Source organism: Deltaproteobacteria bacterium (assembly GCA_016875395.1).
Taxonomy (GTDB): Bacteria; Myxococcota_A; UBA9160; order UBA9160; family UBA6930; genus VGRF01.
On the sequence record VGRF01000007.1, the window covers coordinates 1 to 16,147 of the forward strand.

The window sequence follows — 16,147 nt, forward strand, 5'->3', positions numbered from 1 at the left end:
CCCCCCCCCGCCCCCTCCCCCGCCCCCCCCCCCCCCCCCCCCCCCCCCCCCCCCCCCCCCCCCCCGCGATCCTCCACCACATACCCCACACCCTTCACCGTGTGGATCAGCTTCCTCTCGAACGGCTTGTCCACTTTGTTCCGCAGATTGTTCACGTGTACATCGATCGCGTTCGAGAACGAATCGAACCCATCCCCCCACACGCGCTCCACGATCATCTGCCGCGACACCACGCTCCCCTCGTGCCGCATCAGGTACGCGAGTAGGTCGAACTCGCGAGGTGTCAGGGCGACCACCTTGCCCCCGCGCCGGACCTGGTGCGCGCTCACGTCGAGCGCGAGTTCCGCGATCTGCATGCGGTTCGCGAGCGGACGCTCGCGGCGGCGCACGAGCGCACGGATGCGTGCGAGCAACTCCGCGAGCGCGAACGGTTTCGCGAGATAGTCGTCGGCGCCGAGCTCGAGGCCGCGCACGCGGCTCGCCACTTCGCCGAGCGCGGTGAGGCACAGCACGGGTGTCGTGACGTTCGCTGCGCGGATCTTCTGGATCAGCTGAAAGCCGTCCATGCCGGGCAGCTTCACGTCGAGCACGAGCGCGTCGTAGGCGCGGCCGAGCGCGCGCTCGAGGCCGCGCCTGCCGTCCGGTGCGGTCTCCACAGTGAGCCCGTTCTCGCCGAGGAAACGCGCGATCAGCTCGCGCGCTTCGGCGTCGTCTTCGACGTAGAGGATCTTCACGAGCCGCCTCCGAGCTTTCGCTGAGAACTGCGCCGCTCGCTCGGCCGCGCGTGGCGCACCCGGTGCGAGGTGAAGAGCGGGAGCGACACGCTGAAGCGCGCGCCGCGGCCGGGCTCGCTGTCGGCCGCGATGTCTCCGTCGTGCGCGCGCGCGATCTAGCGCGCGAGTGCGAGACCGAGGCCGAAGCCGCCGCGGCCGGTCTGCGCCGCACCGCGCGCGAAGCGATCCCAGAGGCGCGCGAGATCTTCGGGCGCAATGCCGGGGCCGCTGTCCACGATCGTCACCGTGACCGAGCCGCCCGCAACGCGCGCGCTCAGCTCGACGCGATCTCCCGGCCGGGAGTACTTGAGCGCGTTGTCGAGCAAGTTCGAGAAGAGCCGCTCCAGCCAGCTCGCGTCGCCGCGCACGACGGCCTCCGGCAGCGGCTCCACGAGCACGAGCGCGATCGTTCGCTGCTCGGCGAGCGGCGCGAAGAACTCCGCTTGCGTCCGTAACAACTTCGCGAGCTCGACGGGCGCGGTGTGCGCAGGATCGAGCCCCGACTCCACCTGCGCGAGGCGCAGCAGTGCGTTCAGCGCGCCGCCGAGCGCTGCGATCTCCTCGCGCAGCTCGAGCAGGACGGCGCGCTGCGCCTCCGCGTCAGGTGCCTGCGCGAGCGCGGCATCGAGGCGCGAGCCGATGCGCTGCAGCGGCGTGCGCAGCTCGTGTGCCGCGTTCGCATTGAAGCGGTGCACGTGCTCCATGCCCTCGCGAATGCGCGCCAGCATCGCGTTGAGCGCGACGGCGAGGCGGTCCAGCTCGTCCTCCGTGCCGTGCACGGGAATCGCATCGTGCAGATTCGCGCTCGAGAGCTGCTCCGCGGCGCGCGCGATCTCGCCGACCGATGCGAGGCTGCGCCGCGCCAGCAAGAAGCCCGCGGCGCCGCTCGCGAGCAGCATCAGCGGCAGCGCCGCGAGCATCACGTTGCGCAGCTCGGCGAGGCCGTCGGCCCAGTGGCGCGTCGAGACGGCGACCTGCGCGAAGCCGATGGGCGCCGCGGCGGACGCGACGAAGTAGCGGCCGGCGCCGCGCAGCCTGCCCGCATAGATCTCCGAAGCGACGCGCCCCGTCGCGACTTGCTGCGGCAGCACGATGTCGACGCCGCGCAGCACGCCGACGTCGACGCGCAGGCGACCGTCGAAGCGCAGCAAGCGAATGCCGAGCCCGAGCTCAGGATCGGCCTCGGCGACGCGGCTCGCGAGGTACCGCGCACACCACGCTTCGTACTCGGCGGTGGTCCCCGTCTGTGCGCGCGCTTCGAGCGCGCCCAGCAGCTCGGTCAGCTGCGTGCGCGCGACGAGCCGCGCTGCGCGATCCGAGCGCTGAGACACGACGCCGTACACGACCGCCGCGAACACCGCGAGCGTCGCGGCCATCGCGACCGTGTACCTGAGCGCCCAGCGTGCCCCGACCGAGAGAACGAGCTGCATGTCGCGCCTGTGATGGGACGTGGCCAGCCTATCACCGCGGCGAGAGGCTCCGAACGCGCGCCTTCATGCTGGCTTCAGACACGCAGCGCGCGTGCAACGCTGCAGGCCGCGGCGTCTGGCAGCCGGTTCGCTTGTTATGTGGCTGCGCCCCACCGCCTGAACTGCGGCAGCCCGTCTGCGAGCGGCGCCCAGTCGACGCGGTCCGCCAGCAAGATGTGTCGCTTCGGCGGAAAGGCGGCGGGATCGTCGAGGCTCGCGGTAGTCACGTCGAGATCCGCGGGACGCCGCGCGTGCGCGTACGTCAGCGCGGTTCCGCAATCGCGGCAGAAACCGCGCTGCACGCGCTCGGAGGAGCGAAAGCGCGCGAGCTCGCCCTTCGTGACACGAAACGAGTCCGCGTCGAACGTCACCCACGCGACGGGCGAAGCACCGGCCGCACGCCGGCAGGTCGCGCAGTGGCAGAACACTTGGTGGCGGCCCGCCCCGCGCGCCTCGTAGCGAACGGCGCCGCACAAGCAGCCACCGCGGTGCACCGCTTCGCTCATCGCAGCGCTCCTTCGTGCGCGAGCAGCCAGCGCTTTCGCGGGGCGCCGCCCGCGTAGCCCGTGAGCGCGCCGCTCGCGCCGACGACGCGATGGCACGGCACGAGAATCGAGAACGGGTTGCGCGCGTTCGCATGCCCGACCGCGCGCGCGTGATTCGGCGCGCCGAGCCTGCGCGCGAGCGCGCCGTACGTGGAGGTGGCGCCGAACGGAATCTCCGTGAGGGCAGCCCAGACCTTGCGCTGGAAATCGCTGCCACGCGGTGCGAGCGGCAACGCGAACGCGCGCAGCTCGCCGGCGAAGTAGGCGGCGAGCTGCCTGCGCGCCTCCGCGAAAACGGCAGCGCTGTCGTCGCGACGTGAGTCCGCCGAAAGCGGCGCGAGATGCGCGTGCTGCTCGAAGCGCACGCTCGTGAGCGCAGCGCCGTCGGCCGTGAGCGTGAGCGCGCCGAGTGGGCTCGCGAGCTCGGTGTGAAGCGTCGTGGCGAGGGTCATTCGGGCCTCCTAGGCGAGCGAGCTCCAGAGGTGGAGTGCGGCGTACGAGCGCCACGGGCGCCATGCCTCGGAGCGCTCGAGCACTGCGCGCGCGTCGTCGATGCGCAGCGCCTTGCGCAGGCCGAGGTCGCCGTGCGGGAACGCGTCGGGCCACGCGACCGCGCGCATCAGTACGTAGTCCGCGGTCCACGGTCCGATGCCCGGCAGCGCGAGCAGCGCCTCGCGCACACGCTCCGGATCGGCGCCGGGCGCGAGATCGAGCGCGCCGTCGGCGCACGCGCGCGCTGCGGCGCGCAGCGTCTCGGCGCGGGCGCGCGTGAGACCGATGCCCGCGATCGAATCGACGCGCGCGCCGGCAATGCGCGCGGCGGTAGGTGTCAGGCGCGACAGCTCCGCGTGCGGCGTCTCGAGCGCTTCGCCGAAACGATCGGCGAGGCGTGCGGCGAACGTGGTCGCCGCCGCGACCGACACCTGCTGCCCGAGAATCGCGCGCGCGAGCAGCTCGAAGCCGTCGAAGGCGCCCGGCACGCGCAGCCCCGGGTTCTCGGCGACCCGCTTCGCGAGCGCAGCGTCGCCGGCGAGCTGCGGCGTGATCCGAGCAGGATCCGCCGCGAGGTCGAACAGCGCGCGCAACCTCGCGACGACAGGGAGCAGAACGGGCGCGAGCGAGGGCGACAGCTCTGCGCGCAGCGCGTTCGCGCGCTGCGAAGGCGCAACCCGCAGCCAGCCGCGCGCATCGCCGATCGCGACCGTGCGCGAGTAACGACCCTCGCTGACGTGCTCGACGCCGCGAATCGCGCGCGGCGCGAGGAACGCGAGCAGCGCGTCCCACGCGAGCGGCGCGCGATACGGCAGATCGAGCGCGATCGCGTCGTTCGCCTCGCTCGGCGCCCCCTTCGCGCTCTTGCGGAGCACACTCGGCGCGAGGCGATAGCGCTCTCGGAACGCGGCGTTGAAGCGGCGCACGCTCTCGAAGCCGCTCGCGAACGCGACGCTCGTGACGGGCATGCGCGTGTCGGTGAGCAGCTGCTTCGCCAGCAGCAGGCGGCGCGTGCGAATCAGCTCCGCGGGCGCGACGCCGAGCTCGCTCGCGACCGCGCGACGTACGTGGCGCTCCGAGACGCCGAGCGCGCGCGCGAGTGCAGGCAGCTCGCTCGCGCCGTCCTCGATGCGGCGCACCGCGCGCTGCGCGAGGCGCGACAGCGCGTCGACGCGCGCGAGCCCCGGCGCGAGCTCGGGGCGGCAGCGCAGGCACGGCCGATAGCCCGCGCGCTCCGCCGCCGCTGCGCTCGCGTGGAACGTGCAGCGCTCGAACGCGGGCGTCTTCGCCGGGCAGATCGGGCGGCAGTAGATGCGCGTCGTGCGCACGGCGACGAAGAGCCGCCCGTCGAAGCGCGCGTCGCGCGCGCGAATCGCTGCGTAGGCTGCGCGTGGATCGAGTGCGGTGCAGGACTCTGGCGCGTGCGCGGGGCCGCTCGCGGCGACGGAGGCGACGGCTCTCTCTCGGTCCATGCGCGCGATCCTACGCGAGCGCCGGGTGCGCACTGGCCGTTTTCGGACGCGATCGCGGGAGCGCGCGGCGCTCGGCTTCAGCCCTTCTCCCGCATCGACTTCTCGTCCCACACATGCACGCGATAGCCGTCGTGGTCGAGCAGCTCGGCGCCGTAGCCCCAGAAGAGCTTCTCCGGGGGCTTCGCGAATGCGACGCCTGCGGCCGTGAGCTCGCGATGCTTCATCTCCACGTCATCGACTTGCAGGAACAAATCGCAGGCGGCGAGCGCGGCGCGCTCGGGATCGCGGCCGAGAAAGATCGTGAACTCGGCGTCGTCCTTGATCGCGATCATTTCGCCGCCAGGAGCCTCCATCTCGATCGCGAAACCGAAGTTGCGGACGTAGAAGTCGGCGCTGCGGCGCGGGTCGGCGACGTAGAGGCCGAGGTGGTCGAGCTTCACCATGGATCTCTCCTCAGAGCGCGCGGTGCATCACCGCCGCACTCGCTGGGCACAGCTCCGTGAACTCGCGCGTGCGCTGGATCGCCGGCGGCGCGACGTCGCGGGCGATCGGCGCGAAGCCCATGCGCGCGAAGAAGCGCGGCGCGGTGGTCGTCAGCAGGTACGCGTCGCGCACGCCGCGGCGGCGCGCGTCGCCGAGCAGGGTGTCGCACAGTGCAGCGCCGAGGCCCGCGTTGCGCAGCGTCTCGGCGATCGCGACCGAGCGCACGAGCGCGACTTCGCCGTAGTACTCGAGGCCGGCGCAGGCGACGAGCGCGCCGCCTCGCTCGCCCACCAGGAACGCAGCGAAGTGCGGAGCGACGTCTTCCCAGGGAAGCTTCGCCTCCCGTAACAACTGCTGTGCTGCCGCGAGGTCGGCGGCGCGCGCGGGGCGAATCTCCATGCGCGGTCCTCCGCACACCAGCCTACCCGCGCGTCGCAGAAGCGCGGAGGCCGCGCGCGATCGGCGTCGAGCGACTCGTGCCGTACACCCGCGAGGGCGAGCGAGGCGAGGATCATCCACGCCGACGAGGCTGCGGATCACGAGCGCCATTCCGGTCTGAACGCCAGCGAGGTGCACCGAGAGACCCACGCCTGTTGCGAGATTCCTTTGCAGGAAAACGCCCGCTCCCCGAGCGCCGCTCTATCGTGCGCGCGAAGGAGACGCGCGATGCCCGCCTACGTGCTCGCCGAGCTGACGATCGAGGACCGCGCCGAGTACGGCCGCTACGAGGCCGCGTTCATGGACGTGTTCAAGAACTTTCGCGGCGAGCTGCTCGTCGTGGACGAGAAGCCCACGGTCGTCGAGGGCACGTGGCCGCACACGCGCACCGTGCTGATCCGCTTCCCCGACGCCGCCGAGGCCGAGCGCTGGTACCGCTCCCCCGAGTATCAAGCCATCGCGCAGCACCGCTGGCGCGCCTCGCGCGCGAACGCGGTGATCCTGCAAGGCCTCGCCTGACAACCTCGATCGACCGCTGGAGACGAACATGGCCGTGGAGATGAATGGGATCGCGCACATCCAGATCTCGGTGAACGACGCGGAGAAGTGCCTGCCGTTCTGGGAGCGCTTCTGCCACTTCCTCTCGATGAAGACGCTGATCAAGAACGCGGACACGATCTACTGCATCGGCTCGCGCACCGGCATCCTCGTGCGCGCGTCGGCGCCCGAGCACCGCGGCACGCGCTTCGATCAGACGCGCGCGGGCCTGCACCACTTCTGCTTTCGCGCGCGCAGCAACGAGGACATCGCGGCGGTGCACGCGTTCCTGAAGAACGAGCCGAACGTGAACATCCTGCGCGCGCCCGACGTCGGCCCGTGGGCGCCGGGTTATTACTCGATCTTGTTCGAGGATCCCGACGGCATTCGCGTCGAGGTGAATCACGTGCCGGGGCGCGGGCACTTCGGACCCGAAGGCCAGCTCGGCAGCGGCAGGGGGCCGATGGGGAAGCTGATCGGGACGTGAGCCTGAGCTCGCTCGGGGCCGAGAAGCTGCGAGCACTCGCGTAGCCGCCGTGATCGATGATTCGTGCGTCGGCGCCTAGAACAAGCTCCCCGGCTCCTCGTCGTCTTCGGGCGCAGGCGGCGGAATCGGCGGCAGTTCGGGCTCGCGCTCCAGCTGCTGTGCGAGCAGCCAGATCCCCGCGGCGACCGAAAGCGCGGCGGGCGCGAGCACGCTGAGCGGCGTCGTGTCGCCGGGCGCGTTGAAGCCGGGGATCGGCGCAAGGTGCGGGTACACGGTTGCTGCGACGCCGATCGCCGTGGTGCCCGCTTCGAGCGCGATGCAGGGCAGGATCGAGCCCGTCGCGAGGCGCAACGCGCCTAACAAGCCGCCGAGCACGAGGCCCTGCGCGGCGGCGCTCGCGAGCATGGCGGGCTGCGCCGGGTCGCCCGGTGAGAAGAGCAGCGCCTGCAGGAATGCGATCAGAGCGATGCCGCGCGCGCGACCGAGCGCGGAGACGCAGCCCTGCAACAGCACGCCGCGAAGGAAGAACTCGCGCACGATCGGCAGCAAGAGGACGGCGGTGAGGATCTCCTCGACCGGCAACGCCTTCGGCTTTCCCAGCTCGGCGCTTTGCTTCGCATCGAGCGCGATGCGGATCCAGTTGTCCGCCTCGGAGGTGAGCAGCACGACGGGCAACAACAACAGCACGAGGGGAAGCGCGCTCAGCGAGAGGGCGGTAAGGCCGAGGCGCAGCGGAGCGGGCTCGGGCACGTAGCGCGCGGCGAGCGTGCCGAGGCCGCCGAGCGCGGCGACGGAGGCAAACGCGAAGGCGGCGGTGCCACCGCCGAAGCCCGCGGTGAGCGCGAGCATCGCGAAGGCCGCGAGACCCGCGAGCCCGAACGCGAGCCCCGGCGTCGGGAACGGAGGCCCGGGCGCTTGCGAACTCATCTCAGAACCTTCGCGAGCGCGCGGCCGGTGTGGCTCTCGGCGCAGCGCGCGACTTCCTCGGGCGTGCCCGCCGCGACGACGCGGCCGCCGCCCGCGCCGCTTTCGGGGCCGAGGTCGATCACGTAGTCCGCGACTTTGATCACGTCGAGATGATGCTCGATCACGAGCACGGTGTTGCCGCGCTCGACGAGGCGCTGCAAGACGTCGAGCAGGCGCTCCACGTCGGCGAAGTGAAGGCCCGTCGTCGGCTCGTCGAGCAGGTAGAGCGTCGCACCCTCGCCGCGGCGCGAGAGCTCGCTCGCGAGCTTCACGCGCTGCGCTTCGCCGCCCGAGAGCGTCGTCGCGGGCTGACCGAGCTGCAGGTAGCCGAGGCCGACGTCGCGCAGCGTTTCGAGGGGACGCCGCACGCGCGGCACGTTCTCGAAGAACGATGTCGCGTCCTCGACGGACATGGCGAGCACCTCGGCGATGCTCTTGCCCTTGTACCGAATCTCGAGCGTCTCGCGGTTGTAGCGCCGAGAGCCGCACACTTCGCAGGGCACGAACAGGTCGGGCAGGAAGTGCATCTCGACGCGCAGCGAGCCGTCGCCCTGGCAGCTCTCGCAGCGGCCGCCCTTCACGTTGAACGAGAAGCGCCCCGGGCCGTAGCCGCGCGCGCGCGCTTCGGGCACCGCGGCAAAGAGCGCGCGAATCCCGTCGAACACGCCGGTGTACGTGGCGGGGTTCGAGCGCGGCGTGCGGCCGATCGGCGCTTGGTCGACGTCGACCACGCGCTCGATCGCATCTACACCTGTTAGGGAGTCGTGCGCGCCGGGCTCGGCCTCCGCGCGGTGAAGTCGTTTCGCGAGCGCGCGGTGCAGCGTGTCGTTCACGAGCGTGGACTTGCCGGAGCCCGAGACGCCGGTGACCACGGTGAGGCGGCCGAGCGGAATCTCGATGCTGACGTTCTGCAAGTTGTGCGCGCGGCAACCGCGGAGCGCGAGCTTGTTCGCCTCGGCGAGATCGCGCCGCGCCGGCACGCGGATCGCGCGGCGGCCCGAGAGGTACGCACCTGTCAGGGACGCCGCGCTCGCCTCGATCTCGCGCAGCGTTCCCTCGGCCACGAGCTCGCCGCCGTGCACGCCCGCGCCGGGACCCATGTCGATCACCCAGTCGGCACGGCGCATCGTCTCCTCGTCGTGCTCGACCACGATCACGCTGTTGCCCGCGTCGCGCAGCTTCTCGAGGCTCGCGAGCAGGCGCGCGTGATCGCGCGGGTGGAGGCCGATCGACGGCTCGTCGAGCACGTACATCACGCCCATCAGGTGCGCGCCCACTTGCGTCGCGAGGCGGATGCGCTGCGCCTCGCCGCCGGAGAGCGAGCTCGTGGGGCGGTCGAGCGAGAGGTAGTCGAGGCCGACGTCGCTGAGGAAGCGCAGCTGCTCGCGAATCTCCTCGAGGATGCGATCGGCGATCGCGCGCTGGTTCGGCGCGAGCGCGAGCGCGGCGAGCCATGCGCGCACCTCGCTCACTGGCAGCGCCGCGAGCTCGGGCAACGTGCGGCCCGCGATGCGCACGTTGCGCGCGATCACGCCGACGCGCGCGCCCGCGCACTCTCCGCACGCCGCTGCGCGCGAGTAGCGCGCGCGCTCCTCGTCCGACACTTCGCCCGCCGCGATTCTCCGTGACAACTCGCCGAGCACGCCGTCGAACTTGCGCTTCACGCTGCGCAGGCCGCGCTTGCCGTGCTTGAACTCGAGCTCGCGCGCGCCGGCGCCGTGGAGCACGACCTTTTGTGCGCTCTTCGGCAGCTCGCTCCACGGCGTCTCCAGCGAAACGTCGAGGTGCGCCGCCACGCCAGCGAGCAGCTGCGCGTAGTAACGCGGCGCGCGCGCGCCGCCCCACGGCGCAATCGCGTCCGCGAGCGCGCGCGAGGGATCGGGCACGACCTTCTCGGGATCGAGCTCGTCCGCGGTGCCGAGACCGCCGCACGCATTGCACGCGCCCGACGCGCTGTTGAACGAGAAGTGCCTCGGCTCGAGCGCGGGGTATGAGACACCGCAGTCGACGCACGCGCTCGTCTGCGAGAAGAGCGCTTCACCGTTCGCTCTCTCTCGCTCCCACGCCACGCTGCACACGCCGCCGCCGAGGCCGAGCGCCGTCGCGAGCGACTCCGCGATGCGCGCGCGCGCGGACTCGCGCGCCACGATGCGGTCGACCACCGCCTCGATCGTGTGCGCCTTCGTCTTCGCGAGCTTGATCTCGCTCGCGAGGTCGCGCAGCTCGCCGTCGACCCGCGCGCGCACGAAGCCCTTCTCCGCGAGCTCGGCCAGCTCCTGCTTGTGCTCGCCCTTGCGCTCTCGAATCACCGGCGCGAGCAACGTGACGCGCGCGCCGTCGCCGAGCGCGAGGATGCGCGCCGTCATCTGCTCCACGGTTTGGCTCGAGATCGGCTTCCCGCACGAGTGACAGTGCGCGACTCCCACGCGCGCGAACAACAAGCGCAGGTGATCGAGCAGCTCGGTCGCGGTGCCGACCGTCGAGCGCGGGCTGCGGCTCACCGTGGCCTGCTCGATCGCGATCGACGGCGAGAGCCCGCTGATCGACTCGACCTCCGGCCGCGCGAGCTGATCCAGGAATTGCCGCGCGTACGCGGAGAGCGACTCGACGTAGCGGCGCTGGCCCTCGGCGTAGAGCGTGTCGAACGCGAGCGAGGACTTGCCGCTGCCCGAGAGCCCCGTGATCACGACGAGCTTGTTGCGGGGAATGTCGACGTCGACGTCGCGGAGATTGTGGACCTTCGCGCCGCGAATCGAGATGGCGGCCGGCTCGCCGCGCGAGGCCGCTGAGGTCACCGGCGTCACCACTTCCGCCGCGCTCCGCGCAGAGATCAAGACTCGGGCGTTGCGCCCGCCGGCTGCGTGAACTCCTCGATGCTCGCGACCAAGCCCTTGCGTTCGATGTAGGTGTGCTCGCGAATCTCGGTGATGAACTTCTCGTACTCGCCGTCGAGCCGCTCGCCGTAGAGCTTATTCATGATCGCGCGCTGCGCGTCTTCGAACGCGACGGGCTTCACGTCGCGCGCCTCGACGAGCTGCACGAACACGCAGCCGAACGCCTCCTCGCTCACTTCGCTCAGTTGCCCGGGCGCGAGGGGGCGCACCGCCGCTTCGAGCCACGGCGCGAGCTTCGACTCGTGCACCCAGCCGAGCTCGGGATTCATCGTCGCGACGCCGTTCGCCACCTCGAGCAGGTCTTCCCCCGCGGCGACGCGCGCGCGCGCTGCGCGCACCGCGTCGCACGCCGCAACGCGCTGATCGGGAGCCGGCGGCGAGACGACGAAGCTGCGCGCGTGGAACTCGCGGCCGCTCTGGGGGCGACTCGCGAACTCGGCGTCGTAGATCTCCTTCACCTCTTCCGGCTTGATCTCGACGCGCGAGCCGATCACGCCGTTGACCACCTTCGAGTGCTCGATCTCGCCCCTGATGCGCTCGCGATACGCCGAGTACGGAAGGCCCTGCGCCTCCACGCTCGCGCGCAGCCGCTCCGGCGTGATGCCGTTGTCCGAAGCGATCTCCGCGATCGTGCCGTCGATCTCCTCGTCGGTCGCCTGCAGCTCCGCGCGCTTCACGACGATGCGCAGCAACGCCTTCTCGATCAGCCGCTCGAGCGCCTGCGCCTCGACCATGCGCAGGTCGCGCTCGCTCGCGCCCGCCGCCTTCGCGCGCGCGATGGTGGGCGCCGCCAGCTCGCGCACTTCGGACACGAGCACGATCTCCGCGCCGACCTGCGCCGCGATGCCTTCGAGCAACAGCGACGTCTCGGCGGCGGCGGCCTGCTCCTCCTCGATCAGGCCCTCGAGCGCGCCCTGGGCGAACGCGGGCGACGCGAGCGCGCAAACGGCGGCGAAGGCAGTGGGAACGACGACGCGGGAGAGCTGGGAGGTGCGCATGAGGGGGAGCACCTTAGCGCCGCGTTGCGCAAATCAGGCTTGGGGACGTTCTTGCTCGACTCGGCGCGCGGCTGGGGAGTTGAGCAAGACCAACTCCGAGTTACGCAATCCGCGGCCGCCACCCGAACCGCCGCAGGTCGATGCGCCCCCGCTCGTCGAACTCGATGCCCTCGCGTTCGAGCAGGACGCGCTGCACCCACTCGCCGCCGGGGTCGCTGCGCGGGCTGATCTCGCCGCGCGCGTTCACGACGCGCTGCCACGGGACGCGCGAGCCGCTCGGCAGCGAGGCCATCGCATAGCCGGCTTGGCGCGGCGCGCGCGGCAAGCCCGCGAGCTCGGCGAGCTGGCCGTACGTGACGACGTGCCCGCGCGGGATGCGCTTCGCCACGCGCCAGATGCGCTCGTACGTCGACTCGTCGCCCGCGGGATTTCTCTTCGGCTTCGCCGCGCGTTTCCGCTTCGCCGCCAAGCGGAGCTCAGTCCTCGCGCGCGACGGAACGCGAGCTCTTCTGCGCCATCGCGAAGAACTCCGCCAGCTTCGCGCGGCGCTCGGGCGGCAGGTACTGGAAGTTCGAGCCGCGGTCGGTGATCTCACAATAGTGGGGCGACACTTCGCGCTCGAGCTCCCGCGCGGGCGACATTGTGAGCCGGCGCAACGCCGCTTGCCTCACAAGTTTTGGGGACATCACACAAAACTCACGCGATCAGCCGCACGCAGCGAACCGCCCCAGTCCCGCGCATTCCCGGCACTTTCCGGCCATCCGCACAACTCAGAACCGTGTGAACTTCTTCACTCCAGGAGGCTCGCTTCCAGCCCGCCGCACCCGCGATTCCGCCGCGCCTTGCCCTCGCTCTGCCGCTCTACGAGCCCTGAAGCGAGCCGAGTCCGCGATGGCTCGCCACCCCGACGCCGCGAACGAGCGACTCCGAGAGCAACCCCTCACGCGCGAGTGATGCCCCTCCGCACGACCACCGCGCATTGACGCGCAGCAACCGAAGCCAGAACGACCTCGAAGTCGAACGCTCCGACCAGGCACGTCGGCCGAGGCCGCAAGCGAAGCGCGCAGCAAACCGCGGAGTCTGCGGAGCGGTTTGCGAAGTAAACAAGGAAGGGATGTTGCCCCTCTCCGCAACGAGCCGTGCACCTAACAACGCACGCTACCGATACCCGTCCACCACCGGCCTGCGCGGCAACATCCACCAGATCGCGTCGCACGCTTCGCGCAGCGAGTCGTCGAGCGTCATGTCCGCCGCCGCGAGCGAGGGCGCGAGCTGCGCAGGCTTGCTCGCGCCGATGATCGCGCTCGTGATGCCCGGCTGCGCGAGCACCCACGCGACCGCGACGCTCACGATGTCGACGCCGCGCGCGTCGCACTCCTTCTTGAGCCGCTCGACCGCCGCGAACTGCGCTTCCTGCCAGTAGCGGTGGCGGTACATCTTGCCCGCCGCGCCGAGCGTGAAGCGCCCGTGCTCTTCCGGTTCGGGCGCGAGCTTGTGCTTGCCCGAGAGAAAGCCGCCGGCGAGCGGGTTGTAGACGAGCACGCCGATGCCCTGCGAGATGCACAGCGGAATCAGCTCCGTCTCGATGTCGCGGTACAGCAAGTTGTATCGCGGCTGCACCGAGACGTAGCCCGCGGCGCCGAGCTCGCGCGCGGCCATCAGCGCTTCCGCGAGCCGCCACGCCGGGTAGTTCGAGGAGCCCACGTACCGCAGCTTGCCCGCGCGCACGAGATCTTCGAGCGCGCGCAGCGTCTCCTCGATCGGCACGTCGGCGTCGAAGAAGTGCGTCTGATAGAGGTCGATGCGATCCGTGCGCAGCCGGCGCAGGCTCGCGTCGCACGCCTTCAGGATGTGCTGGCGCGAGAGGCCGACGTCGTTCGCGCCGCGCCCCATCTGCCCGCGGCACTTCGTCGCGAGGATGATGCGGTCGCGGTTGCTCCGAAGCTGCATCCACTCGCCGATGATTTCTTCGGTGCGGCCGACCGTCTCGAGCGTGCCGCCGAGCGGATACACGTCGGCGGTGTCGAGGAAGTCGAGCCCGCCTTCGAGCGAGCGATCGAGGATCGCGAACGACGTATCGCGATCACTCTGCAAGCCGAACGTCATCGTGCCGAGGCAGAGCGGCGGCACGCGCAGGCCCGTGCGCCCGAGCTGGCGAGTCTTCATCGCGAGAACCTCCGTGGCGCACACGATGCCACGGCGCGCACCGGGGACGTGCGTGCACCAAGACGCGCACCGGGGACGTACGTGCTCTTCGTCGGCGATACCGTCGCGCGCTCTGTAGGAGCCACCGATGACAGCCGCACGCACGATCGAAACCGGTACCTCGCACCTGCTCGCGCGCGTCGAAGACCGCGTCGCGACGCTCACGCTGAATCGCCCCGAACGCCGGAACGCGTTCTCGACCGAGATGCTCGAAGGCCTCGGGCGCGCGCTCGAAGAGATCGAGCTCGCACGCGACGTCGGCTGTGTCGTGCTGACCGGCGCCGGCAGCGCCTTCAGCGCGGGCGGCGACGTGAAGGGGATGGACGAAGGCAACGCGCCCGGCGCGACGAGCGGCGCACGCGAGAACGTCGACGCGCGCATTCACGCAATGCGCCGACTGCAGCGCATCACCTCGGGACGGCTCTACACCCTCGCGAAGCCCGTGATCGCATCGCTGCCGGGCGCTGCCGCAGGCGGCGGTTTCTCGCTCGCGCTCGCGTGCGACCTGCGCATCGCCGCCGAGAACGCGCTGCTCGTCACTTCGTTCGCGCGCATCGGCTTCTCGGGCGACTGGGGCGGAACGTTCCTCGCAACGCAGATCGTCGGCAGCGCAAAGGCGCGCGAGCTCTACTACCTGAGCGACCGCATCGAAGCGCGCGAGGCGCTGCGGCTCGGGCTCGTCAACCGCGTCGTGCCCGCGAGCGAGCTGGGCGCGACGGTGCGCGAGCTGGCGCTGCGCATCGCGCACGGGCCGACCGTCGCGTACCGGCTGATGAAGGAGAACCTGAATCGCGCGGCCGACGGCGCCGGCATGCTCGAGTGCCTCGATCTCGAGGCGTCGAACCTCGTCGCGTCGAGCCTCACCGAAGATCACCGAGAGGCGACGCGCGCGTTCGTCGAGCGGCGCGAGCCCGTGTTCCGCGGGCACTGAGACTCGCTGCACTCTCGGCGCGATAGCGTCGGCACTCACCGAAAACGGAGGACTCACCATGTCCGCACGCACGATCGACACCGGCACGGATCACCTGCTCGCGAGCGTCGAGGATCGTGTCGCGACGATCACGCTGAACCGCCCCGAGCGCCGCAACGCGTTTTCCAGCGAGATGCTGAGCGGCCTTGCGCTCGCACTCGACGACGCCGAGCGCGCGAGCGATGTCGGCTGCGTCGTGATCACCGGCGCCGGCGGCGCGTTCTGCGCGGGCGGCGACGTGAAGGGCATGAACGAGCGCAACGCGGGCGGCGGCGAGGGCCCCGGCATCGACGCGCGCATCCACGCGCAGCGCCTCTCGCAGCGCGCGACTTCGGGCCGCATCTACACCATGCCCAAGCCCGTGATCGCTGCGCTGCCCGGCGCAGCCGCGGGAGCCGGCTTCGCGGTCGCGCTCGCGTGCGACCTGCGCGTCGCCGCCGACAACGCCGTGCTCGTCACCTCGTTCGCGCGCGTCGGCTTCTCGGGCGACTACGGCGGCACGTTTTTCTTGACGCAGCTCGTCGGCGCCTCGAAGGCGCGCGAGCTCTACTACCTGAGCGATCGCGTGACGGCGGACGAAGCGCTGCGCCTCGGCCTCGTGAACCGCGTGGTGCCCGCGAGCGAGCTCGCGAAGGCGACGCGCGAGCTCGCGCTTCGCCTCGCACAGGGGCCGACCGTCGCGTACCGCTACATGAAAGAGAACATCAACCGCGCCGCGAGCGGCGCGGACGTGATGGACTGCCTCGACCTCGAGGCCACCCACCACGTGCACACGGGGCTCACCGAAGATCACCGCGAGGCCGCGAAAGCGTTCGTGGAGAAGCGCGAGCCGAGCTTCAAGGGGCGCTGACAGGCAGGCCCGAGCCGCGGGGCGCCGCGGCTCAGATCTCGTGCGTCAGAGAGGCGCTCTGCGCCCGCGCGATTTCGTACGCCGGCCCGAGCATCACGCGCAGCAGTCGCTCGCTCGCGTAGAGGCGCTCGCCGGCGAGCATCGTCTCTCCGAACACGAGAATGCCGATGATGCGGTGCCGCTCGCGCGGCGCGCCGGGCAGCGCCAGATCGAGCCAGTACTCCTCGCCGAGTCCCTCCGCCGTCGCCCACTGATTCACGAGCTCGAAGCCGGCGATGTGCTGCTGAAACGAGCCGAAGAAGTGCTCGTAGTAAGTGCGCGCCGCAGCCTTGCCGCGGAAGGAGATGCCGAGCGTCGCAAGCTCGTAGACCGGATCGTGCTCGAGCGTCGCGAGCGTGGTCGCGAGATCGCCGCGCGCCTCGGCCTCCGCGTGCGCCTTCGCCACCGCCACGAGCGCCTCGTGATCCGCGCGCATCGCATCGCCTCCCGCACAGCCGCGCATCCTAAGGCAGCGCCATTCCCTCGCGCGGAAGTGCACGCCCGCGCGAGTGCGCTGACTTAGGCTGCG

General features: G+C 71.1%; 17 protein-coding genes. 4 read left to right on the forward strand and 13 right to left on the reverse strand.

Annotated elements, in window-relative coordinates; translation table 11 throughout:
* From FJ091_07395 to FJ091_07425, 7 genes are all read right to left on the reverse strand, one after another.
* Positions 1 to 734, reverse strand: a 734-nt coding sequence (locus FJ091_07395) for a response regulator transcription factor (protein ID MBM4383181.1), incomplete at its 3' end; no start/stop codon positions are given.
* Positions 735 to 889: 155 nt separating this feature from the next.
* Positions 890 to 2,203 carry a HAMP domain-containing protein gene (locus FJ091_07400; GenBank protein ID MBM4383182.1) on the reverse strand — a complete coding sequence of 438 codons (1,314 nt, stop codon included), beginning with the start codon at positions 2,201 to 2,203 and terminating at the stop codon, positions 890 to 892.
* A gap of 134 nt (positions 2,204 to 2,337) precedes the next feature.
* On the reverse strand, positions 2,338 to 2,736 hold the full coding sequence (locus FJ091_07405) for a GFA family protein (GenBank protein MBM4383183.1): 399 nt from the start codon (positions 2,734 to 2,736) through the stop codon (positions 2,338 to 2,340).
* An 8-nt stretch (positions 2,737 to 2,744) separates the two neighbouring features.
* Positions 2,745 to 3,239: a methylated-DNA--[protein]-cysteine S-methyltransferase gene (locus tag FJ091_07410; protein ID MBM4383184.1), complete on the reverse strand. Its 495-nt coding sequence runs from the start codon at positions 3,237 to 3,239 to the stop codon at positions 2,745 to 2,747.
* 9 nt (positions 3,240 to 3,248) lie between these two features.
* Positions 3,249 to 4,751: a DNA-3-methyladenine glycosylase 2 family protein gene (locus FJ091_07415; protein ID MBM4383185.1), complete on the reverse strand. Its 1,503-nt coding sequence runs from the start codon at positions 4,749 to 4,751 to the stop codon at positions 3,249 to 3,251.
* A gap of 77 nt (positions 4,752 to 4,828) precedes the next feature.
* Positions 4,829 to 5,194, reverse strand: a complete 366-nt coding sequence (locus tag FJ091_07420; protein ID MBM4383186.1) for a VOC family protein — start codon at positions 5,192 to 5,194, stop codon at positions 4,829 to 4,831.
* Positions 5,195 to 5,204: 10 nt separating this feature from the next.
* Positions 5,205 to 5,633 (reverse strand): GNAT family N-acetyltransferase, encoded by a 429-nt coding sequence (locus FJ091_07425; protein MBM4383187.1) that lies wholly within the window; start codon positions 5,631 to 5,633, stop codon positions 5,205 to 5,207.
* A gap of 267 nt (positions 5,634 to 5,900) precedes the next feature.
* Between FJ091_07425 and FJ091_07430 the strand changes: the two genes are divergently transcribed.
* On the forward strand, positions 5,901 to 6,191 hold the full coding sequence (locus tag FJ091_07430) for a DUF1330 domain-containing protein (protein MBM4383188.1): 291 nt from the start codon (positions 5,901 to 5,903) through the stop codon (positions 6,189 to 6,191).
* Positions 6,192 to 6,219: 28 nt separating this feature from the next.
* Entirely contained in the window at positions 6,220 to 6,696 is a 477-nt protein-coding gene (locus FJ091_07435) for a VOC family protein (GenBank protein ID MBM4383189.1), read from the forward strand.
* Positions 6,697 to 6,771: 75 nt separating this feature from the next.
* Here the strand turns inward: FJ091_07435 and FJ091_07440 are convergent, their stop codons facing one another.
* The 5 genes from FJ091_07440 to FJ091_07460 form a co-directional block, all read right to left on the reverse strand.
* Positions 6,772 to 7,623 (reverse strand): CPBP family intramembrane metalloprotease, encoded by an 852-nt coding sequence (locus tag FJ091_07440; GenBank protein MBM4383190.1) that lies wholly within the window; start codon positions 7,621 to 7,623, stop codon positions 6,772 to 6,774.
* Positions 7,620 to 10,421: an excinuclease ABC subunit UvrA gene (gene uvrA, locus FJ091_07445; protein MBM4383191.1), complete on the reverse strand. Its 2,802-nt coding sequence runs from the start codon at positions 10,419 to 10,421 to the stop codon at positions 7,620 to 7,622. The genes FJ091_07440 and uvrA overlap by 4 nt, the downstream gene beginning before the upstream one ends.
* Positions 10,422 to 10,492: 71 nt before the next feature.
* Positions 10,493 to 11,554 carry a SurA N-terminal domain-containing protein gene (locus FJ091_07450; protein ID MBM4383192.1) on the reverse strand — a complete coding sequence of 354 codons (1,062 nt, stop codon included), beginning with the start codon at positions 11,552 to 11,554 and terminating at the stop codon, positions 10,493 to 10,495.
* A 100-nt stretch (positions 11,555 to 11,654) separates the two neighbouring features.
* Positions 11,655 to 12,023, reverse strand: coding sequence for an MGMT family protein (locus FJ091_07455; protein MBM4383193.1), 369 nt, complete (start codon positions 12,021 to 12,023; stop codon positions 11,655 to 11,657).
* A gap of 689 nt (positions 12,024 to 12,712) precedes the next feature.
* A complete protein-coding gene (locus FJ091_07460; protein MBM4383194.1) occupies positions 12,713 to 13,720 on the reverse strand; it encodes an aldo/keto reductase in 1,008 nt (335 codons plus the stop codon).
* 127 nt (positions 13,721 to 13,847) lie between these two features.
* Between FJ091_07460 and FJ091_07465 the strand changes: the two genes are divergently transcribed.
* Positions 13,848 to 14,690: an enoyl-CoA hydratase gene (locus FJ091_07465; protein ID MBM4383195.1), complete on the forward strand. Its 843-nt coding sequence runs from the start codon at positions 13,848 to 13,850 to the stop codon at positions 14,688 to 14,690.
* 58 nt (positions 14,691 to 14,748) lie between these two features.
* Positions 14,749 to 15,579 (forward strand): enoyl-CoA hydratase/isomerase family protein, encoded by an 831-nt coding sequence (locus FJ091_07470; protein MBM4383196.1) that lies wholly within the window; start codon positions 14,749 to 14,751, stop codon positions 15,577 to 15,579.
* 31 nt (positions 15,580 to 15,610) lie between these two features.
* Here FJ091_07470 and FJ091_07475 read toward each other — a convergent pair whose 3' ends face one another.
* Positions 15,611 to 16,054 (reverse strand): hypothetical protein, encoded by a 444-nt coding sequence (locus FJ091_07475; GenBank protein ID MBM4383197.1) that lies wholly within the window; start codon positions 16,052 to 16,054, stop codon positions 15,611 to 15,613.
* Positions 16,055 to 16,147: the final 93 nt, after the last annotated feature.

What these genes read in the sequence shown, in the direction of transcription:
- FJ091_07400 (MBM4383182.1), bottom strand. Translation starts at nt 2,203, where the DNA reads ATGCAGCTCGTTCTCTCGGTCGGGGCACGCTGGGCGCTCAGGTACACG.
- FJ091_07410 (MBM4383184.1), bottom strand. Translation starts at nt 3,239, where the DNA reads ATGACCCTCGCCACGACGCTTCACACCGAGCTCGCGAGCCCACTCGGC.
- FJ091_07415 (MBM4383185.1), bottom strand. Translation starts at nt 4,751, where the DNA reads ATGGACCGAGAGAGAGCCGTCGCCTCCGTCGCCGCGAGCGGCCCCGCG.
- FJ091_07420 (MBM4383186.1), bottom strand. Translation starts at nt 5,194, where the DNA reads ATGGTGAAGCTCGACCACCTCGGCCTCTACGTCGCCGACCCGCGCCGC.
- FJ091_07425 (MBM4383187.1), bottom strand. Translation starts at nt 5,633, where the DNA reads ATGGAGATTCGCCCCGCGCGCGCCGCCGACCTCGCGGCAGCACAGCAG.
- FJ091_07430 (MBM4383188.1), top strand. Translation starts at nt 5,901, where the DNA reads ATGCCCGCCTACGTGCTCGCCGAGCTGACGATCGAGGACCGCGCCGAG.
- FJ091_07435 (MBM4383189.1), top strand. Translation starts at nt 6,220, where the DNA reads ATGGCCGTGGAGATGAATGGGATCGCGCACATCCAGATCTCGGTGAAC.
- FJ091_07440 (MBM4383190.1), bottom strand. Translation starts at nt 7,623, where the DNA reads ATGAGTTCGCAAGCGCCCGGGCCTCCGTTCCCGACGCCGGGGCTCGCG.
- FJ091_07450 (MBM4383192.1), bottom strand. Translation starts at nt 11,554, where the DNA reads ATGCGCACCTCCCAGCTCTCCCGCGTCGTCGTTCCCACTGCCTTCGCC.
- FJ091_07460 (MBM4383194.1), bottom strand. Translation starts at nt 13,720, where the DNA reads ATGAAGACTCGCCAGCTCGGGCGCACGGGCCTGCGCGTGCCGCCGCTC.
- FJ091_07465 (MBM4383195.1), top strand. Translation starts at nt 13,848, where the DNA reads ATGACAGCCGCACGCACGATCGAAACCGGTACCTCGCACCTGCTCGCG.
- FJ091_07470 (MBM4383196.1), top strand. Translation starts at nt 14,749, where the DNA reads ATGTCCGCACGCACGATCGACACCGGCACGGATCACCTGCTCGCGAGC.
- FJ091_07475 (MBM4383197.1), bottom strand. Translation starts at nt 16,054, where the DNA reads ATGCGCGCGGATCACGAGGCGCTCGTGGCGGTGGCGAAGGCGCACGCG.